Origin of the sequence: Streptomyces sp. NPDC025273 (assembly GCF_040638585.1) — a bacterium.
Taxonomy (GTDB): Bacteria; Actinomycetota; Actinomycetes; order Streptomycetales; family Streptomycetaceae; genus Streptomyces; species Streptomyces cinereorectus.
On sequence record NZ_JBEZYP010000011.1, the window covers coordinates 230,275 to 248,148 of the forward strand.

At 72.3% G+C, this 17,874-nt stretch carries 18 protein-coding genes; 8 read left to right on the forward strand and 10 right to left on the reverse strand.

Annotation, left to right across the window (positions count from 1 at the left end; translation table 11 throughout):
- Positions 1-160: 160 nt before the first annotated feature.
- The 5 genes from AB0F38_RS20110 (at position 161) to AB0F38_RS20130 (ending at position 3,699) form a co-directional block, all read left to right on the forward strand.
- Positions 161-1,795, forward strand: coding sequence for an FAD-dependent monooxygenase (locus tag AB0F38_RS20110; RefSeq protein ID WP_361894827.1), 1,635 nt, complete (start codon positions 161-163; stop codon positions 1,793-1,795).
- A gap of 32 nt (positions 1,796-1,827) precedes the next feature.
- Positions 1,828-1,914: a putative leader peptide gene (locus AB0F38_RS20115; protein WP_312845644.1), complete on the forward strand. Its 87-nt coding sequence runs from the start codon at positions 1,828-1,830 to the stop codon at positions 1,912-1,914.
- A gap of 72 nt (positions 1,915-1,986) precedes the next feature.
- Positions 1,987-2,532: a cysteine dioxygenase gene (locus AB0F38_RS20120; protein ID WP_361894830.1), complete on the forward strand. Its 546-nt coding sequence runs from the start codon at positions 1,987-1,989 to the stop codon at positions 2,530-2,532.
- The gene (locus AB0F38_RS20125; protein WP_361894833.1) at positions 2,529-2,957 is read left to right on the forward strand and encodes a rhodanese-like domain-containing protein; all 429 of its coding nucleotides are present in this window, start codon (positions 2,529-2,531) and stop codon (positions 2,955-2,957) included. The genes AB0F38_RS20120 and AB0F38_RS20125 overlap by 4 nt, the downstream gene beginning before the upstream one ends.
- A gap of 103 nt (positions 2,958-3,060) precedes the next feature.
- Positions 3,061-3,699 (forward strand): hypothetical protein, encoded by a 639-nt coding sequence (locus AB0F38_RS20130; protein ID WP_361894836.1) that lies wholly within the window; start codon positions 3,061-3,063, stop codon positions 3,697-3,699.
- Positions 3,700-3,906: 207 nt separating this feature from the next.
- On the opposite strand, the gene recX is transcribed toward AB0F38_RS20130, so the two are convergent.
- From recX to AB0F38_RS20150, 4 genes are all read right to left on the reverse strand, one after another.
- Complete coding sequence (recX, locus tag AB0F38_RS20135; RefSeq protein ID WP_361894839.1) at positions 3,907-4,593, reverse strand: recombination regulator RecX; 687 nt, start codon at positions 4,591-4,593, stop codon at positions 3,907-3,909.
- 3 nt (positions 4,594-4,596) lie between these two features.
- On the reverse strand, positions 4,597-5,730 hold the full coding sequence (gene recA, locus AB0F38_RS20140) for a recombinase RecA (protein WP_361894841.1): 1,134 nt from the start codon (positions 5,728-5,730) through the stop codon (positions 4,597-4,599).
- Positions 5,731-6,124: 394 nt separating this feature from the next.
- Complete coding sequence (locus tag AB0F38_RS20145) at positions 6,125-7,252, reverse strand: AI-2E family transporter (protein WP_361894910.1); 1,128 nt, start codon at positions 7,250-7,252, stop codon at positions 6,125-6,127.
- A 172-nt stretch (positions 7,253-7,424) separates the two neighbouring features.
- Entirely contained in the window at positions 7,425-7,619 is a 195-nt protein-coding gene (locus tag AB0F38_RS20150) for a DUF3046 domain-containing protein (RefSeq protein WP_361894844.1), read from the reverse strand.
- Positions 7,620-7,698: 79 nt separating this feature from the next.
- On the opposite strand from AB0F38_RS20150, the gene AB0F38_RS20155 reads away from it, so the two are divergent.
- A complete protein-coding gene (locus AB0F38_RS20155; protein ID WP_361894847.1) occupies positions 7,699-8,613 on the forward strand; it encodes a hypothetical protein in 915 nt (304 codons plus the stop codon).
- A 14-nt stretch (positions 8,614-8,627) separates the two neighbouring features.
- On the opposite strand, the gene AB0F38_RS20160 is transcribed toward AB0F38_RS20155, so the two are convergent.
- From AB0F38_RS20160 to AB0F38_RS20170, 3 genes are read right to left on the reverse strand one after another with little or no spacing between them, the layout of a single operon-like run.
- Positions 8,628-8,933, reverse strand: a complete 306-nt coding sequence (locus AB0F38_RS20160; protein WP_361894850.1) for an AzlD domain-containing protein — start codon at positions 8,931-8,933, stop codon at positions 8,628-8,630.
- Positions 8,930-9,721, reverse strand: a complete 792-nt coding sequence (locus AB0F38_RS20165) for an AzlC family ABC transporter permease (protein WP_361894853.1) — start codon at positions 9,719-9,721, stop codon at positions 8,930-8,932. Before AB0F38_RS20165 ends, AB0F38_RS20160 begins: the two co-directional genes overlap by 4 nt.
- Positions 9,722-9,731: 10 nt before the next feature.
- Positions 9,732-10,595, reverse strand: coding sequence for an AraC family transcriptional regulator (locus AB0F38_RS20170; protein WP_361894856.1), 864 nt, complete (start codon positions 10,593-10,595; stop codon positions 9,732-9,734).
- A 103-nt stretch (positions 10,596-10,698) separates the two neighbouring features.
- On the opposite strand from AB0F38_RS20170, the gene AB0F38_RS20175 reads away from it, so the two are divergent.
- A complete protein-coding gene (locus AB0F38_RS20175; RefSeq protein ID WP_361894859.1) occupies positions 10,699-15,411 on the forward strand; it encodes a DEAD/DEAH box helicase in 4,713 nt (1,570 codons plus the stop codon).
- A gap of 72 nt (positions 15,412-15,483) precedes the next feature.
- Positions 15,484-16,290, forward strand: a complete 807-nt coding sequence (locus AB0F38_RS20180; protein WP_361894862.1) for a DNA-formamidopyrimidine glycosylase family protein — start codon at positions 15,484-15,486, stop codon at positions 16,288-16,290.
- 59 nt (positions 16,291-16,349) lie between these two features.
- On the opposite strand, the gene AB0F38_RS20185 is transcribed toward AB0F38_RS20180, so the two are convergent.
- The 3 genes from AB0F38_RS20185 to AB0F38_RS20195 form a co-directional block, all read right to left on the reverse strand.
- Positions 16,350-16,577: a hypothetical protein gene (locus AB0F38_RS20185; protein WP_361894865.1), complete on the reverse strand. Its 228-nt coding sequence runs from the start codon at positions 16,575-16,577 to the stop codon at positions 16,350-16,352.
- 265 nt (positions 16,578-16,842) lie between these two features.
- Entirely contained in the window at positions 16,843-17,037 is a 195-nt protein-coding gene (locus AB0F38_RS20190) for a CsbD family protein (protein WP_361894868.1), read from the reverse strand.
- Between the two features lie 37 nt (positions 17,038-17,074).
- Positions 17,075-17,545, reverse strand: coding sequence for a DNA starvation/stationary phase protection protein (locus AB0F38_RS20195; protein ID WP_361894871.1), 471 nt, complete (start codon positions 17,543-17,545; stop codon positions 17,075-17,077).
- Between the last annotated feature and the right edge of the window lie 329 nt (positions 17,546-17,874).

A 17,874-nucleotide genomic window follows, 5' to 3' on the forward strand; every position in this document is an offset into this window, starting at 1 on the left:
GCGCCGGCGCAGCTGCCGCGCCCCCCGCCACGTTCCGGTGTCACTTGACGCAAGCACCGGCAATAGGTTGCATACGTTCTGTGATCGTGCCCCGAACCTACGCCGCCGCAACCCCTTCCTCCCTCCCCGTTCCGACTGCCGGCGCCGGAGGGTTCGCACCGTGGACCCGGTGATCGTCGTCGGCGCCGGTCCGGTCGGGCTGGCGCTTTCGCTCGCCCTCGCGGCTCAGGGCGTCCCCACCGTCGTGCTCGACGAAGGGCCCGGGAAGGACGAGCCTCGCCCGGCCCGCACCGTCGTCCTACGCGAGGACACCGCGGACCTGGTCGTGCGGCTCGGCTGCTCGACGCTCCGCGACGAGGGGCTGCGCTGGACCGGCTGGCGTTCCGTACGGCGCAAGCAGCTGGTGCGCGCCGTCCCGCTCGGCGAGGAGGAGGGCGCCGTTCCGCTGCCCGCGCCCGTCCACCTGCCCCAGCACGCCCTCACCCGGGGCCTGCGGGCCGCGGTGGCCGCACAGAGCCTGGTACGCCTGGTTCCGTTCAGCCGGATCGACACGCTGGAGCAGGACCCGGACGGGGTCACCGTGCACACCAGGGAGCCCCGTTCGACCTGGTGGCGCGGGAGTTATCTGGTCGGCTGCGACGGCGCGAGGTCCACCGTGCGCAAGCTCCTGGACATCAGGTTTCCCGGCCGGACGGCGGTGGAACGGCACGCCGTCGCCGCCCTCCGTGCCGATCTCCCGTGGCCCGGCGAGGCCGTGCTGCACCGGGCACCGCCCTGGCGTACCGGGGGCGCCGAGGTCACCGCCCGGCCGCTGCCGGACGGTGTGTGGCGGCTGGACTGGCTCCTTCCGCCCCGCGGGGAGCTCGTCACTCCCGATGCCCTGATCGCCCGGATCCGTGACACGCTGGCGGGCTGGTGCGGTGAGACCCCGGCCTACGAGCTGCTGGACACCGGCGTGTACACGCTGCATCACCGGCTGGCCCGGCGTTGGCGGTCGAAGCGGGCCTTCCTGGCCGGCGACGCCGCTCATCTGCTGGGGGCGCTCGGCACCCAGGGCCTGGACGAAGGGCTTCGGGACGCCGAGAACCTGGCCTGGAAGCTGGCGCAGGCCTGGCATCAGGACGCCTCCGACATCCTGCTCGACAGCTACCAGGCGGAGCGACGGGCCGCCGTCGCCTCCCGGCTGCGCGCCGCCGACCAGTCGCTGCCGATACTGCGGGGCGGCGCCGGTCTCCGGACGCTGGTGCCGGGCAGCGCGCGCGGCCACGACACCTTGCTGGCGGACGGTCATCTGGGCTGCGGCCCCCTCGGTGCGCCCCCTTCGTACACGTACTCCCCCCTCTCACCTCCACACGCCGGCGCGCACACTCCCGTGGGTACGCCCCCCGGTGCGCCGGTCACCGATGTGCGGGTCACGGCACCCGACGGAAAGACGGTGCGGCTGCGTGAACGGCTGGGGCAGGGGCATCTGCTGGTGATCCTGGTCGCGCCGGGCACCGGGGTGTGGGACCGGCGGCACTGGCTGACCGCGGGGGTCATGCCCCGGCTGGTGGAAGCCGTGGAGGCCCTGCCCGTGAAGGCCGAGCTCCTGGTGACCGAGAGCTATCCGGGGGCGACGGCCCACACCGTGCTGCTGGTCAGGCCGGACGGGCACCTCGTAGCGGCCTTCAGCGGGGTCCGGGCGGCGGAGCTCTTCGCGGCGGCCGACGCGGCGCGCGGGGGTCCCGTCACCACGGCGGACGCGGACGAGGCGCACGCGTCCACGGGCACCGGCCGGACCGCGGACGTCAATTGACCGCCGCAGGCGCACATGGTGTACTCTAGATCATGAACGACACCGACGTGCGCCTGTGGCGGAGGGTCCATATGGACCTCGTCCGCTATGCGGGCTGCGTGTGTCGCCCGTCCTGCTGACTCGCTTCCTCTGCCGCGCCGTGCTGTTCTCCGCACGACCGTGCTCCTACGCGAACTCCCAGGACGGTCCCTGTGCCTGCACCCACCCCTTCTCCGCCCGCGCCCGCGCCCGCTGCTGACGTCTGCGGCCCGACCGCGACGGAACTCCTCGACTTCGTCCGCCGTACGGCTGACGACGCCGCACTCGTCGCCGCGCTCCCGCTCGATCCCCAGGGCCGTACCTGGCTGCGGCTCGACGGCCCGGGCGGCAGTGAGGCCTGGCTGATCGGCTGGCCGCCCGGCACGGGCACCGGCTGGCACGACCACGCCGAATCGATCGGCGCGTTCACCGTTGCCGCGGGCGCCCTCAGGGAGCACTCGCTGGCCGCGCGGCTGCCCACCGACGGCTGGAGGACCCTCGAACTGAACGAGGGCATCGACCGGACCCGGCAGCTGACGACGGGGCGGGGCAGGGCCTTCGGACAGCACCATGTGCACGAGGTGCTGAACGAGTCCGGGGACGAGCACGCCGTATCCGTGCACGCCTACTACCCGCCCCTGCCGCTGATCCGCCGGTACAGCCGCGCGGGTGCGGTGCTCCGCCTGGAGCAGACCGAGTGCCCGGAGGACTGGCAGTGAGCGGCACAGGACAGGAGCGCGCGGAGCGGGCCGGGATCGACGAACTGCTGGAGCGGATCCGGGCGGGCTACGAGCGGGTCGGCCCGGCGGAGGCCGCGGCCGCGTCGGCCGGGGGCGCGCTGCTGGTGGACATCCGTTACGCCGCCCTGCGCGAGAAGGACGGCCTCATTCCCGGGGCGCTGGTCATCGAGCGCAACGAGCTGGAGTGGCGGCTCGACCCGCTCGGCAGCCACCGCGCTCCGGAGGCGGTGAGCCACGACCTGCCGGTCGTGGTGATCTGCAACGAGGGCTACGCGTCGAGTCTCGCGGTCGCGTCCCTGCGGCAGCTGGGACTGCGCGGGGCCACGGATCTGATCGGTGGCTTCCAGGCCTGGCGGGCGGCGGGACTCCCGGTCGTTCTCCCGGCTCCCGGCAGGGCCGAATGACCCGCTGACACACCCGAACGCCGCTCCCCGGTGGAGCGAATCGCTCGCGCGACGGACATTCACCTCATCACCGAGGATCGGAATGTACGGAGATGTCGCGCTGATGGAAACCGTTCGTCTCAGCCCTGACCAGCTCGACGCCCAGGCCTCCCGGCTCCATGACACGGAGGTGTGGCAGCAGATCGTCACGGGCTGGGAGCGCACCACGCCCGATCCGGTCCTTCCGCCTCCCGCCCCGGACGAGGCCACGTCCCTGTCACGGTCTCCGGCCGACTGGCGGGATCTCCTGTCCCTGCCCGTGGACCGCCTGGTCGAGGATGCGCTGCGGACTCTGCCCGCCCGGGTGCCGGGGGAACGCCGGCTCCCCGGGCGACTGGGCGCGGTGCTGCCCGAGCGTCTCCACACATGGCGCCGCGTCGGGCAGCCCGATGTGCGCCCTTCCGTCCACCTCGGCTACGCACGACAGGTCCTGACCGAGTGGGGCTGGCAGAACACCCCGTACCGGCTGCGCGACGCCCGCGGCGCACGGTGCCTGTGCGGGGCCATGCTGGCCGCGCACCGGCTGGGCTACGGCTCCCTCGACACCGTGGACCGGGCCGGCGCCTGGCTGATCACCGAACTGCGCTCACAGGGCTGGACCGGTCTGATCGGGCCGTGGAACCGGCACCCCGGCCGTACCGCCGCGGACGCCCTGTCGCTGCTCGACGCCACGATCCGCCGGGCGTCCCTGGCCGGCCACTGAGGAGCGGCCCCTGAGCGAACGGCTCTCCCCCGGCGAGGACGCCGTCGCGGGCTCAGGACCGGTCAGCGGTGGCCCCCTCCGCCACCGCTGCACCCGCCCCGGCATGCCCGTCCCGCCGTCCCCGCGTGCCTCTCCTGTGCCCTTTGCCCGCGTCGCCCCTGGTCCCGCCCCCGTGGTCGCCCGTAGCCCCGCGTCGTCCTGCCCCCGTCAGAGCGGCTCGTCCAGCCCTTCCGTGTCCTCGCCCTCCGCCTCAAGTGCCTGTCGCACCACACGCAGGGCCATCCCCTCCCCGTACCCCTTGCGCGCGAGCATGCCCGCCAGCCGGCGCAGGCGCTTGTCGCGGTCCAGTCCTCGCGTGGAGCGGAGCTTGCGCGCCACCAGCTCCCTGGCGGTCGCCTCCTCCTGTTCCGGGTCGAGCTGCCCCACCGCCTCGTCGATCACCACGGAGTCCACACCCTTGGTACGGAGCTCGCGTACGAGCGCGCGACGGGCCAGCCCTCTCCCGTGATGCCGGGACTCGACCCAGGCGTCCGCGAACGCCGCGTCATCGATCAGCCCGACGTCCTCGAACCGCGACAGCACTTCCTCCGCCGCACCGTCGGGGATCTCCCGCTTGCGCAAGGCGTCGGCGAGCTGCTTACGGGTCCTCGGGGTTCCGGTGAGCAGCCTCAGACAGATGTTGCGCGCCTGCTCCACCGGGTCTCGCGGTTCCCCCTTCTCGGCCCTCGACGAAGAGGGGGAACCGCTGCTTCTGGAGCGGGAACGGCGGCCCGCCCCCTCACCGGACCCGGCCCCCCGGCCGGACCCCGGAGAGCCTTCGGTGGACTCTGCGGCGAATTCGGGGCCGGAACCGGCTCCCATGTCGCTGCCCGGCCACTCCGTACGACGCGTCACGGCCTAGCTCTTGGCCGCCGCGGCCTTGGCGGGCTTGGCCTTGGCCGCGGAAGCGGACACCGGCTTCGCCGGCCCTTCGGTCGCCGCGGCAGCGGCTGCGGCATCGGCGGTCGCGGGCCCCTCCGTCGCCGGGTCCGCGGGGCGGACACCAATACCGAGCTTCTCCAGGATCTTCTTCTCGATCTCATTGGCGAGATCGGGGTTGTCCTTGAGGAAGTTGCGGGCGTTCTCCTTGCCCTGACCGAGCTGGTCGCCCTCGTACGTGTACCAGGCACCGGCCTTGCGGACGAAGCCGTGGTCCACGCCCATGTCGATCAGACCGCCCTCGCGGCTGATGCCCTGGCCGTACAGGATGTCGAACTCGGCCTGCTTGAACGGCGGCGCGACCTTGTTCTTGACGACCTTGACGCGGGTGCGGTTACCGACGGCGTCGGTTCCGTCCTTCAGCGTCTCGATCCGGCGGATGTCCAGACGCACCGAGGCGTAGAACTTCAGCGCCCGGCCACCGGTGGTGGTCTCCGGCGAGCCGAACATCACACCGATCTTCTCGCGGAGCTGGTTGATGAAGATCGCGGTGGTCTTGGACTGGTTGAGCGCGCTGGTGATCTTACGGAGCGCCTGGCTCATCAGGCGGGCCTGCAGACCCACGTGCGAGTCGCCCATCTCACCCTCGATCTCCGCACGGGGCACCAGGGCCGCGACGGAGTCGATCACGATCAGGTCCAGGGCACCGGAGCGGACGAGCATGTCCACGATCTCCAGTGCCTGTTCGCCGTTGTCCGGCTGCGACAGGATGAGGTTGTCGATGTCGACGCCGAGCTTCTTCGCGTACTCGGGGTCGAGAGCGTGCTCCGCGTCGATGAAGGCCACCGATCCGCCGAGCTTCTGCGCGTTCGCCACGGCGTGCAGCGTCAGCGTCGTCTTACCGGAGGACTCCGGTCCGTACACCTCCACCACACGGCCGCGCGGCAGACCGCCCACGCCGAGCGCCACGTCGAGCGCGGTCGATCCGGTGGGGATCACCTCGATCGGCTCGTTCGGCCGCTCACCGAGGCGCATCACCGCGCCCTTGCCGAACTGCCGTTCAATCTGTGCGAGTGCGGCGTCCAACGCCTTCTCGCGGTCGGTTCCTGCCATGGGTTCCACCCGATTTGCTTGAGTCGATCGCTTCACGTCACAGACGCTAACCCCTGCCACTGACAATGGGCATCGACGTCCTCCCGGCCTGTGGACAACTCCGCGGCCGGGCCCGGGAAAACCCGGCCGGAATTCCATGAGAATGGATGTTCGATTTTGATGTCAAGCGCACCCGCCGGGCCCACACGGCCGAGGTTACGGGCTTATAACAGTCGGCGGCCATCACGTCAGTGACGAGTGACAGGTATCCCGCTCGGGGGTGGCCGACGGCACGGCCGAGTGCGGCGCCGCTCGCTGCCGGGTCTCGTCTCTCTTCCGGAACGCCGGGCCGCCGGCCGATGTCACCGGATACCGCTGAGCGCGCCGGAGACCCCGGACCGGCCCCGCCTCGGCGTTACCGGTCGCGTTCCCGGCCTTCCCCGATCGCCCGGCGGATCCGCGTCAGCACCGGCTCGGCGCGGCTCCACCGGTGGGCACCGTGCATCCTCGGGTCGTCCGTCACGGCATAGCGCTTCACGTACGCGCCCAGGAACGCCTGGAGCGTCGCGATGGCCGGAATGGCGATCAGCGCTCCGACGGCTCCCATCAGCGCGGTGCCCGCGACCACCGATCCGAAGGCGACCGCGGGGTGGATGTCGACCGTCCTGGAGGTGAGCTTCGGCTGCAGCACGTAGTTCTCGAACTGCTGGTACACCACCACGAATCCGAGCACCCACAGCGCGTACCAGGGGTCGACCGTGAAGGCGATCAGCATGGGCAGCGCACCGGCGAGGTAGGTGCCGATCGTGGGGATGAACTGGGAGACCAGGCCGACCCAGACCGCGAGCGCCGGGGCGTAGGGCACCCCGAGGATCTCCAGCAGGACGTAGTGCGCCGCACCGGAGATCAGCGCCATCAGACCGCGCGAGTAGAGGTAGCCGCCGGTCTTGTCGACCGCGATCTCCCAGGCGCGCAGCACCTCGGCCTGCCGGGCGGGCGGCAGCACGGAGCACAGCGCACGCCGCAGCCGGGGGCCGTCGGCCGCGAAGTAGAACGAGAACAGGAAGATCGTCAGCAGCCGGAACAACCCGCCCAGGACCGTGGTGGAGATGTCGAGCACTCCGGTCGCACTGTTCTGTACATACTTCTGGAGCCAGTCGGAGTGCAGCAGGCTGTCCTGCACCTCGACACGGGAGAGGTCGGTGCGGAAGGTCCGATTGCCCCAGTTGATCACCGAGTCGAGGTACTGGGGGAGATCCTCGACCATGTCGACGATCTGGCCCGCGAGCATCGACCCGAGCAGGACGACGAAGCCGGCTCCGGCGATCAGCACCCCGAGGGAGACCACGAAGGTGGCGAGCCCGCGACGTATACCGCGGCCGGCCATGCGGCTGACCGCCGGCTCGATCGCGAGCGCCAGGAAGAAGGCGATGAGGATGTTGGTCAGCAGTCCGATGAGCTGGTCGAACGCCCAGCTGCCGAGCTGGAAGCACCCGTAGAGTGCCAGTGCCATGACCATCGCGCGCGGCAGCCAGCCGGGCATGCGGACGGGACCGGTGCCGGGCGGCGGGTGGGGTGGAGCGGCCGGCGGGACGGGCGGTGGGGCGGGCTGTTGCGTCTGGGCGGTCTCGTCTGTCGGTGCCACGGGACAAGTCTCGCTCACCGCTGCGACAGCCGGGACCGGGCGGCCGTGCCTACCGGTGGGGCCGCGGCGCTCAGCGTTTGTCCGCCGGAATGCCGACCGCCGAACAGACCCCGCGCCAGACGTCCTTGGCCTCCCAGCCGGCGGCCAGCGCCTCATGCACCGTACGGCCCCCGAGCTCGGTCATCACATGATCGCGCGCGAAGGAGTCGGCGTACCCCTCACCGAAGTGGTCCGCCATCCGCTCCCAGAAAATCGTCAACCGCATGCCTTCAGTATCCCGCTCCTGAGAGTGCAGCCGGGCCGGGTGGCCCTGCCGGTGCCGCTTCGCCCTCTACGGTCGGTCCATGGCTGGAACCGGAGCACACACCCTCGCCCGCGCCGAGCAGTTCATCTGGCTCACCGCCCGTGTCCTCGAGCAGCGGCGGTTCGCCCATCTCTTCCTGGACGGGAGCGCGGACGCCGTCGAGACCGCCCTCGCCTCCTATCTGAACGAGGACGGCGGCTACGGTCACGCTCTCGAACCCGACCTCCGTGGGCCGGTGAGCCAGCCTCTGCACACCGCGCACGCCCTGAGCGTCCTCGACTCGATCGGTCGTTGCGGCGGTCTGCGCGTCGAGCGGATCTGCCGCTATCTGACCGCTGTGTCGACGAAGGAAGGCGCTCTGCCCGCCCTGCACCCCTCGCAGCGCGGCTACCCCGCCGCCCCTTTCATCCCGGTCGTCGAGGACCCGCCCGCCGAGCTGCTGGCGACGGGCCCCGTGGTGGGGCTGCTGCACAGCAACCAGGTGTGGCACGCCTGGCTGTTCCGCGCCACCGACTTCTGCTGGGCCGCCGTCGACGCGCTCCAGCAGTCGCACCCGTACGAGATCGAGGCGGCTGTCGCGTTCCTGGACGGCGTGCCGGACCGGGCACGTGCCGAGGCGGCCGCCGACCGGCTGGGACATCTGGTCCGTGAGCAGCACCTGGCGGTGCTGGATCCGCGACGGCGGGCCGAGTACCCGGTGGCGCCCGGTTACGCACCGGGGGAACACCACTTCCCGTACGACTACGCCCGCACCCCCGGGTCGCTCGCGCGCCGCTGGTTCAGCGACGACGAGCTGGAGGCCTCCCTGGACCACTTGTCGGGCGAGCAGGAGGAGGACGGCGGCTGGCCGGTGGGCTGGCGGCAGTGGGCGCCCGGTACGGCCCTGGAGGGGCGCCCGATCGTGACGCTCAAGGCCCTGCAGACGCTCCGGGCCCACGGACGCGGTCTCCGCTGAACCAGGTCCAGTGCCTACGCCAGGGCGCGTACCCCGGCGGTGACCACGACGGCGGCGCCGACCACGACCAGGAAGGGGGCCCTCAGGACGAGCGCCAGGGCCGCTGCGGCGAGGCCCGCCGCCCGGGCGTCCAGCACCAGCTGCCGGCCGTCGCCGAACGTCTGCTGCGCGGTGAGAGCCGCGAGCAGCGCCACCGGCAGGAGCGCTGCCAGCCGCTGCACGAGGGGGCGCTCCAGCACTCCGGCCGGCACGAGCAGCCCCAGGAGCTTCGCGAGATAGCAGCCCACCGCGGTGAGTCCGATGGCGATCCAGATGTTCATCGGGGCTCCTGGTTCCTCGTCGTGCGGTCGGCGGTTGGGTCCGTGCCGTTCTTCCCGCGCCCCGTCAGGAAGAGCACGACGGGGGCGGCCAGGGCGGACAGGAGTACGGGCACGCCCGCCGGGAGGACCGGCAGCAGCCCCAGCGCCAGCAGGACCGCCAGCCCTGCGGTGACGCGTTCCTTGGTGGTCCTCAGCATCGGCGCGAGCAGGGCCAGGAACACGGCGGGGCTCGCGGCGTCCAGCCCCCAGGCGTCGGTGTCGCCGAGGGCCTTTGCCCCGAGGGCGCCGACCAGTGTGGTGAGGTTCCACAGCACGTAGAGGGTGAGCCCGGTGACGGTGAAGCCGATGCGTGCGGCACGGCGGGTGGGCTGGGGCAGTGTGACCGCGGTCGTCTCGTCGATGACCCACTGGGCGGCGAACGGGCGCAGCGCGCGTGGCAGGGAGAGCAGCTGTGACAGCCGCAGCCCGTAGAAGGCGTTGCGTACCCCCAGGAAGAAAGCCCCGGCCGCCGCGGTGTACGGATTGCCGCCGGCCGCGAGCGCGCCCACCAGGGCGAACTGCGAGGCGCCGGTGAAGACGAGCAGGCTGAGCGCGCAGGTCTGCAGCAGGGTCAGTCCGGATCCCGCGGACGTGACACCGAAGGCGAAGCCGGAGAGCCCCACGGCTATGCCCACGCCGAGTGCGTCCCGGACGACCGCGGAGTCCGGCTTCCCCGCGGTCGCCCGTGCGACACCGGCCGTGCCGTGGGGGACTCCGGTGCTCTGAGGGGGTGCTGTTCGTTCTGCCACGCCCGGCACGTTACGGGGAGGGAGCCGCACCGGTCTTGTACGTTCTTGCACGTTCGCGCTGGTAGGCGCCCGGAGGCACTCCAACGATCCGGGTGAAGTGACGGTTGAGATGGGGCTGGTCGGTGAAGCCGACGGCGGTGGCTGCCTCGGCGGGCGCGGTTCCCGCGTCGAGCATGCGTCGCGCGCGGCGCACCCGGGCGTCGGTGAGCCAGGTGTGCGGGGGCATTCCGTACTGCTTCCTGAAGGCCCGCAGCAGCGCGAACGGACGGGTGCCCAGCTCGGCGGCGAGCGTCTCCAGGGTGGGCGGCCGGTCCATCCGCTCCTCCAGTACGGCACGCGCACGGGCGGCGTCGCGGGCGCCCGCCGAGTGGAGTGCCCTGGCCGGCAGAAGGCTGCCGTGGCGGTCGAGCAGTCCGGCGACCATGACGCGCAGGACGCTGTCGGCGGCCAGCGCGTTGCCCTCCTCCGCCGCCCGGTGGACCTCGGTGATCAGCCGGGCGGCCCGCGGGTCCGCCGCGCTCGTCTCGGCGAAGCCGACGGTGCCGCGCAAGGTCGTCAGGTCGGCCGCGATGTCGTTGATCACCTGTGCGGAGGGATAGAGCGTGGCGTACACCCATCCCTCCGGCACTCCGGCACGGGCCGTGTGCGGCACCTCCGGGTTGATCATGACGACCGTGCCCGGACCCGCGTGCACGGTGCCGCCGGGCAGTCCGACGTCCTCGATGCCCTGGCTGATCGTGCCGAAGACGTAGCCCTCGTGGCTGTGGCGCGGGAAGGTGTGGCGGACGTACCGGGCGCGGAGCAGATCGAGGTCGGGCAGCTCCGCGTACTGCCAGTACCTCGCCCACTCCTTCGGTGCGTCCGCTGCCGCCATGGGGGCATTCTCGCAGGTCCGGGCGTATGTCCGCAGTCCATGCCGGTGAGCGGCGGGGTGCGTTCACCGGCCGTTGTCAGTGCCGGGGTGCACGATGGGTGGCATGGCCGGTTCCGCACTCGATTCGTTCTCGCCCGCGACCCGCAGCTGGTTCACGGGCGCCTTCGACGCGCCCACCGCGGCCCAGGAGGGCGCCTGGCAGGCCATCGGCGAGGGTTCCGACGTGCTGGTCGTCGCACCGACCGGATCGGGGAAGACGCTTGCCGCCTTCCTCGCCTCGCTGGACCGGCTGGCGGCCGTCCCGCCACCCGCGGAGGCGAAGAAGCGCTGCCGCGTGCTGTACGTGTCGCCCCTGAAGGCGCTCGCGGTCGATGTGGAGCGCAATCTCCGCTCGCCTCTGACGGGCATCCGCCAGGAGTCGGTGCGCCTGGGCCTGCCCGAGCCGGAGGTGCGGGTGGGGATCCGTTCCGGCGACACCCCTCCCGCCGAGCGCCGTTCCATGGCGACGAGGCCCCCGGACATCCTCATCACCACTCCGGAGTCGCTGTTCCTGATGCTCACCTCGTCGGCCCGGGAGGCGCTGGCAGGAGTCGAGACGGTGATCCTGGACGAGGTCCACGCCGTCGCGGGCACGAAGCGCGGTGCTCATCTCGCCGTTTCCCTGGAACGTCTGGACGAGTTGCTGCCGCGGCCCGCCCGGCGCATCGGCCTGTCGGCGACGGTCCGCCCGGTCGACGAGGTGGCGAGGTTCCTGTCGCCGCAGCGACGGGTGGAGATCGTCCAGCCTCCGTCGGCCAAGGAGTTCGACCTCTCCGTCGTCGTCCCGGTGGAGGATCTCGGTGAGCTGGGTGGCTCCCCTGCCACCGACGGCGGGGCCGGCCAGGCGGACAAGCCGTCGATCTGGCCGCATGTCGAGGAGCGGATCGCCGATCTCGTCCAGGCGCACCGCTCCACGATCGTGTTCGCCAATTCACGGCGGCTGGCGGAGCGCCTGTGCAACCGGCTGAACGAGATCGCGTACGAGCGGGCGACGGGCACCGTGTTCGAGGAGCAGACGTCCGGCGGACCGCCGGCGGAGGCCCACTCCCCCGCCGAGATCATGGCTCAGTCCGGGGCGGCCAGGGGGGCACCCGCGCTGCTCGCCCGTGCGCACCACGGTTCCGTTTCCAAGGAGCAGCGCTCCCAGGTCGAGGAGGACCTCAAGGCGGGCCGGCTGCCCGCCGTGGTCGCGACGTCGAGTCTGGAGCTGGGCATCGACATGGGCGCGGTCGATCTGGTGATCCAGGTCGAGTCGCCGCCGTCCGTCGCCTCGGGCCTGCAGCGGGTGGGCCGTGCCGGGCACCAGGTGGGTGCCGTGTCCACCGGCGTCGTCTTCCCCAAGTACCGGGGCGACCTGGTGCAGGCCGCCGTCGTCACCGAACGGATGCGCGTGGGTGCCATCGAGGCGCTGCGCATCCCGTCCAACCCGCTGGACGTGCTGGCCCAGCAGATCGTCGCCGTGGTCGCGCTCGACAGCAGGCAGGCGGACGATCTGCTGGCCCTCGTCCGCCGGGCCGCCCCGTTCGCCTCGCTCCCCGAATCCGCGTTCACCGCCGTACTCGACATGCTCGCCGGGCGCTATCCGTCCGACGCCTTCGCGGAGCTGCGCCCCCGCGTGGTCTGGGACCGCGTCGCCGGTACGGTCACGGGCCGCCCGGGCGCCCAGCGGCTCGCCGTCACCTCGGGCGGCACCATTCCCGACCGTGGTCTCTTCGGCGTCTTCCTCGCCGGTTCCGACCCGAAGAAGGGCGGCGGACGGGTCGGTGAGCTGGACGAGGAGATGGTGTACGAGTCGCGGGTCGGCGACGTCTTCACGCTGGGCACGACGTCGTGGCGGATCGAGGACATCACCAGGGACCGGGTCCTGGTCACCCCCGCCCCCGGCGTCCCGGGACGGCTGCCGTTCTGGAAGGGCGACCAGCTGGGCCGCCCGCTGGAGCTCGGCCGTGCGCTGGGCGCGTTCCTGCGGGAGGTCGGCGGGATGACTCCCGAGGACGCCCGGCTCCGCCTGCTCGCCGCGGGTCTCGACGCCTGGGCGGCGGACAACATCCTGTCGTACCTGGACGAGCAGCGGCGGGCCTGCGGCCATGTCCCCGACGACCGGACGATTCTCGTCGAGCGCTTCCGGGACGAGCTGGGTGACTGGCGGATCGTGGTGCATTCGCCGTTCGGCGCCCAGGTGCACGCTCCGTGGGCGCTCGCCCTGTCCGCCCGGCTCGGTGAGCGGTACGGCATGGACGCGCAGGTCATGCATGCGGACGACGGCATCGTGCTGCGCCTGCCCGACGCCGATCTGATGGGTCTGGATCTCCTGGACTTCGATCCCGTGCAGGCGGATCCCGGCGGGAAAGAAGACCGTGCTCCCGGCGGCAGCGATCCGGGACCGGGCTTCCCCGGCGCCGGATACGACAGCGACCAGCCACCCGTCGGCGCGGCCGATGTGGTCTTCGACAAGGGTGAGATCAGTCAGGTCGTCACCGAACAGGTCGGCGGTTCGGCCCTGTTCGCCTCCCGGTTCCGCGAATGCGCGGCGCGTGCCCTGCTGTTGCCCCGCCGCAGCCCCGGGAAGCGCACCCCGCTCTGGCAGCAGCGCCAGCGCGCGTCCCAGCTCCTCCAGGTGGCCTCCGAGTTCGGTTCGTTCCCGATCGTCCTGGAGGCAGTCCGGGAATGCCTGCAGGACGTCTTCGACGTCCCCGGTCTGACGGAGCTGATGGGCGATCTGGAGGCGCGCCGCATCCGCCTGGTCGAGGTGACCACCCCCGAACCCTCGCCGTTCGCCCGCTCGCTCCTCTTCGGCTACGTCGCGCAGTTTCTGTACGAGGGCGACTCCCCGCTGGCCGAGCGGCGGGCCGCCGCGCTCTCGCTCGACTCCCACCTGCTGGCCGAGCTGCTCGGACAGGCGGAGCTCCGCGAGCTGCTGGACGCCGATGTCCTCGGCGAGCTGGAGCGGGAGCTGCAGTGGCTGACCGAGGACAGGAGGATCAAGGACGTCGAGGGTGTCGCCGATCTCCTGCGCGTCCTCGGCCCGCTCACCGACGCCGAGCTGGCCGAGCGCGGAGCGGAGCCGCAGTGGGCGCAGGAGCTGGAGACGGCCCGGCGGGCCATCCGGGTCCGCATCGGCGGATCCGCCCATTGGGCGGCCGTCGAGGACGCGGGCCGGCTACGGGACGCTCTCGGCACCGCGCTGCCCGTCGGTGTCCCCGAGGCGTTCACCGAGCCGGTGAAGGATCCGCTCGGCGATCTGCTCGCCCGTCATGCGCGTACGCACGGCCCGTTCACCACCACCCGGGCCGCAGGCCGCTTCGGCCTCGGTACCGCCGTCACGGAAGGGGCCCTGCGGCGGCTCGCCGCGTCGGGCCGCGTCGTCCAGGGCGAATTCCATCCTGCGGGCATCGGCCAGGAGTGGTGCGACGCCACGGTGCTGAGGCGCCTGCGCCGGCGTTCGCTCGCCGCGCTCCGCCAGGAGTTGGAGCCGGTGCCACCCGCCGCGCTGGCGGGCTTCCTGCCCCAGTGGCAGCACCTCGGCGACAACAGCCTGCGCGGGATCGACGGGCTTGCCCGTGCCATCGAGCAGTTGCAGGGTGCCCCGGTCCCCGCGTCGGCACTGGAGAAGCTGATCCTGCCGAGCCGGGTCGGGGGATACTCCCCCGCGCTGCTCGACGAGCTCACGACCACCGGCGAGGTCGTCTGGGCCGGAGCCGGATCGCTCCCCGGAAAGGACGGCTGGCTCTCCCTCTACCTTGCCGACAGTGCCCCCTTGCTCCTGCCGCCGCCCCATCCGCTGGAGCAGACCGCACTGCACGAGTCGGTACTCACGGTCCTCTCCGGCGGGTACGGCCTCTTCTTCCGGCAGATCGCCGACCAGGTGCGCGCCACGACCCACCCGGACTGTACGGACTCCCAACTGGCCGAAAGTCTCTGGGACCTGGTCTGGTCCGGTCGTCTCACCAACGACACCCTCGCCCCGCTGCGCTCGCTCCTCGGCTCCGGTCGCACAGCGGGTTCCACCGCCCACCGCGCGAAGCGCAGTGTGCCGCGCGGCCGCTACGGGTCGCTGACCGCGGCCGCCCGTCCCGCGTCCCGCACCGGCCCGCCGACCGTGTCGGGTCGCTGGTCCCTGCTGCCCCCTGCCGAGCCGGAACCGACCCACCGTGCGCACGCCCTGGCCCGGACGCTCCTCGACCGCCACGGTGTGGTGACGCGCGGCGCGGTGCAGGCCGAGGGCGTCGAAGGCGGGTTCTCCGCGACGTACCGCATCCTCGCCGCGTTCGAGGACAGCGGGCAGGCTCGCCGCGGGTACGTGGTCGAGGGACTGGGAGCGGCCCAGTTCGCGATGGACGGCGCCGTGGACCGGCTGAGGGCCGCGTCCACCGCCCGCGACCGCACGGACCCCGGCACGGCCCCCCGCGCGCTGGTCCTCGCGGCCGCCGATCCGGCCAACGCGTACGGCGCCGCGCTGCCCTGGCCCGAATCCCCGGACGGCGCGGGGCACAGACCGGGCCGCAAGGCCGGGGCGCTGGTGGTCCTCGTCGACGGGGAGCTGACGCTGTACATGGAGCGCGGCGGCAAGACGCTGCTGGCCTGGCCGGCCGACCCCGCCGACCCGGCACTGGCCGCGGCGGCCGAGGCGCTCGCGTCAGCGGCCCGCACGGGAATGCTCGGCACGGTCACCGTGGAGCGCACCAACGGCGCCTCGTCGCTCACCTCCCCGTTGGGCCGCACCCTGGAGGCGGCCGGCTTCCTCGCCACACCGAGAGGACTGCGTCTGCGCGCCTGAGGCCAGGGGCTGCGCCGGCCCGCGGGGGTGCTGCGGGTCCCGTACGAGCCCGGCGCCGCGCATCATGGACGCATGCCCGAAGGTGACACCGTCCTGCAGACCGCCAGGCGTCTCGACGCGGCGCTCGCGGGTCATGTGCTGACCCGCTGCGACCTACGGGTGCCGCGGTTCGCCACGGCCGACCTGACGGGCCGGACCGTGCTCGACGTCACCGCACGCGGCAAGCACCTCCTCACGCGCATCGAGGACGGCCTCACCCTCCACAGCCATCTGCGGATGGACGGCGCCTGGCGCGTCTACCGGCCGGGCGAACGCTGGCGAGGCGGCCCCGCCCACCAGATCCGGGCCGTGCTCTCCAACGCGGAGCACACCGCCGTCGGCTACCGCCTCCCCGTTCTGGAACTGCTCCGTACCCAGGACGAGGAGCGGGTCGTCGGCCACCTGGGCCCCGATCTGCTGGGCCCCGGCTGGGACCCGGACACCGCCCTGCGCAATCTGCTCGCGGAACCCGCGCGCCCTCTGGGTGAGGCGCTGCTGGACCAGCGCAACCTGGCCGGGATCGGCAACGTCTACAAATGCGAGCTCTGCTTCCTGGCCCGCGTCACGCCCTGGCTGCCGGTGGGCGAGCTTCCGCAACCCCTCGCCACACGTCTGGTCGGCACGGCCAAGCAGCTCCTGGAGGCCAACCGCGACCGTCCGGCCCGGACCACGACGGGTCCCACCGCCGCCTACGGCCGGGGCGGCGCGCGCGAGCGGCTGTTCGTCTACGGCCGGGCCCGCCGCCCCTGCCTGCGCTGCCGCACACCGATCCGTTCGGCGGACCAGGACGACCGCCCCACCTACTGGTGTCCGAGGTGCCAGTCGGGTCCCACCGGCTGAGGGACAGAGCCGCCTCGAAGAACGGGCCCCGCAGAGGACGCTCACCCCTCAGGGAGCCGTCAGGTGCCGGGGCGCTCCGTCCGGGATCCTCCGCCGGCACCCTGCCCGTGCTCGCGTCCGGGCCGCGCGGCCGCCGCCACATGGACGGGAAGCAGGCTCAGCCCCCACCCGCCCGCCGCCACCGCCCCCTCGACGAGGCCGGTGTGCTCCGGCTCCAGCAGGAGCCGCAGCACGGCCCACCACCACACACCGCCGAGGACGAGCAGCGGCATCCATCGGCGCACCATGGCTGCCTCCTCCGGCCGACGCCAGTAGGGCGGTCTCCTGACGGGAGGGGCGCATCGGCGCGCTGTCCGGCGTGCGCAGCGCGCAAGGGACGCGCGCGCTCTCCCGGGGCCGCCGCGGGGAGAGTGTTCCGCGGCCCTTCCCGCAGTTTCCCCCGAGACGACCCCGCCTGCATCCTCCGCATCCCATGACTGTGCCCCCGCCCACCGGCGGGGGCACAAGCGACCGTACGGCCGGGCGGGGACAAGAGACCCCCGTCCCCGGGCCCTACCGCCCGTCGTCGTCGGTCAGGGAGTCCTTCACGCCCTTGGCGCGCTCACCGGCCTCGCCCAGAGCGCCCCCGGCCTTGGCCTTGGCCTGGTCGGCCTTGCCCTCGCTCTCCTTGCGCCGGTCGCCGGTGAGCTTCCCGGTCGCTTCCTTGGCCTTGCCCTTGAGCTTGTCCGCGGTGTTGTCGTCGGCCATGTTCGGCTCCTCGCTCGCTGGTCAGGTGGGCGGACGGTCAGGCGCTCTCCGCCTGGAACATCCACGCGTGCTTCTCGAGATCCGCCGTCAGCGTGATCAGGATGTCCTGGCTTACAGGGTCCGGATCAGCGGTCGCCTCGACCCGCTCCCTCATGCGGTCGATGACCACACGGAGGGCGTCCACGAGTGCCCGTACCGCGTCCACGTCCTTGATCCAGCCGTCGGGCACGGAGTCGATGGCCGTGGTCTTCGCGAGGGTGCGGGACCGCCCGTCCGGATTGACGCCGATCGCGGACGCCCTCTCCGCGACCGTGTCCGAGTGCTGCCGCGCCGTGTCCACGACCTCGTCGAGCTGAAGGTGCACGGACCGGAAGCGCGGGCCGACCACATTCCAGTGGACCTGCTTGGCCGCCAGGGAGAGGTCGATCAGATCGACCAGGGCGCCCTGGAGCGCGTCTCCCACGACCTTGCGGTCGCCTTCGGACAGTGGGCTCTTCACGACAGACATGCACTTCTCCGATCAGATAGCTGTGCAGACAGCTGTTCGGCTTGCCACCCGTCCACGATGGCACATACGAGACGAAACGGTCATTTGAGTGGCTGCCCGGAGGGGTGCCACCCGGCCTCACATCACGCCTGCCCGGCGTCCGCCTTCGCACACTCGGAAAGCCGAAAGCCCCGGCCGGTCCTCATGGGGACCGGCCGGGGCTTTCGTTGCACCATGAACCACGCAGGTCAGGCGGCTCTACCTTCTTGAACGGGTTGATCGAGCCATTCGTAGGGTTGGGTCGCCCAGGGGTGCTGGGTGTGGCTATCAGGCGGCTGCCGTCTCGTGGC

Excerpts from the sequence above, each read along its gene's own strand:
- AB0F38_RS20115 (WP_312845644.1), top strand. The coding sequence starts at position 1,828 with ATGAACGACACCGACGTGCGCCTGTGGCGGAGGGTCCATATGGACCTC.
- AB0F38_RS20130 (WP_361894836.1), top strand. The coding sequence starts at position 3,061 with ATGGAAACCGTTCGTCTCAGCCCTGACCAGCTCGACGCCCAGGCCTCC.
- recA (WP_361894841.1), bottom strand. The coding sequence starts at position 5,730 with ATGGCAGGAACCGACCGCGAGAAGGCGTTGGACGCCGCACTCGCACAG.
- AB0F38_RS20145 (WP_361894910.1), bottom strand. The coding sequence starts at position 7,252 with ATGCCCGGCTGGCTGCCGCGCGCGATGGTCATGGCACTGGCACTCTAC.
- AB0F38_RS20150 (WP_361894844.1), bottom strand. The coding sequence starts at position 7,619 with ATGCGGTTGACGATTTTCTGGGAGCGGATGGCGGACCACTTCGGTGAG.
- AB0F38_RS20155 (WP_361894847.1), top strand. The coding sequence starts at position 7,699 with ATGGCTGGAACCGGAGCACACACCCTCGCCCGCGCCGAGCAGTTCATC.
- AB0F38_RS20160 (WP_361894850.1), bottom strand. The coding sequence starts at position 8,933 with ATGAACATCTGGATCGCCATCGGACTCACCGCGGTGGGCTGCTATCTC.
- AB0F38_RS20170 (WP_361894856.1), bottom strand. The coding sequence starts at position 10,595 with ATGGCGGCAGCGGACGCACCGAAGGAGTGGGCGAGGTACTGGCAGTAC.
- AB0F38_RS20175 (WP_361894859.1), top strand. The coding sequence starts at position 10,699 with ATGGCCGGTTCCGCACTCGATTCGTTCTCGCCCGCGACCCGCAGCTGG.
- AB0F38_RS20180 (WP_361894862.1), top strand. The coding sequence starts at position 15,484 with ATGCCCGAAGGTGACACCGTCCTGCAGACCGCCAGGCGTCTCGACGCG.
- AB0F38_RS20185 (WP_361894865.1), bottom strand. The coding sequence starts at position 16,577 with ATGGTGCGCCGATGGATGCCGCTGCTCGTCCTCGGCGGTGTGTGGTGG.
- AB0F38_RS20190 (WP_361894868.1), bottom strand. The coding sequence starts at position 17,037 with ATGGCCGACGACAACACCGCGGACAAGCTCAAGGGCAAGGCCAAGGAA.
- AB0F38_RS20195 (WP_361894871.1), bottom strand. The coding sequence starts at position 17,545 with ATGTCTGTCGTGAAGAGCCCACTGTCCGAAGGCGACCGCAAGGTCGTG.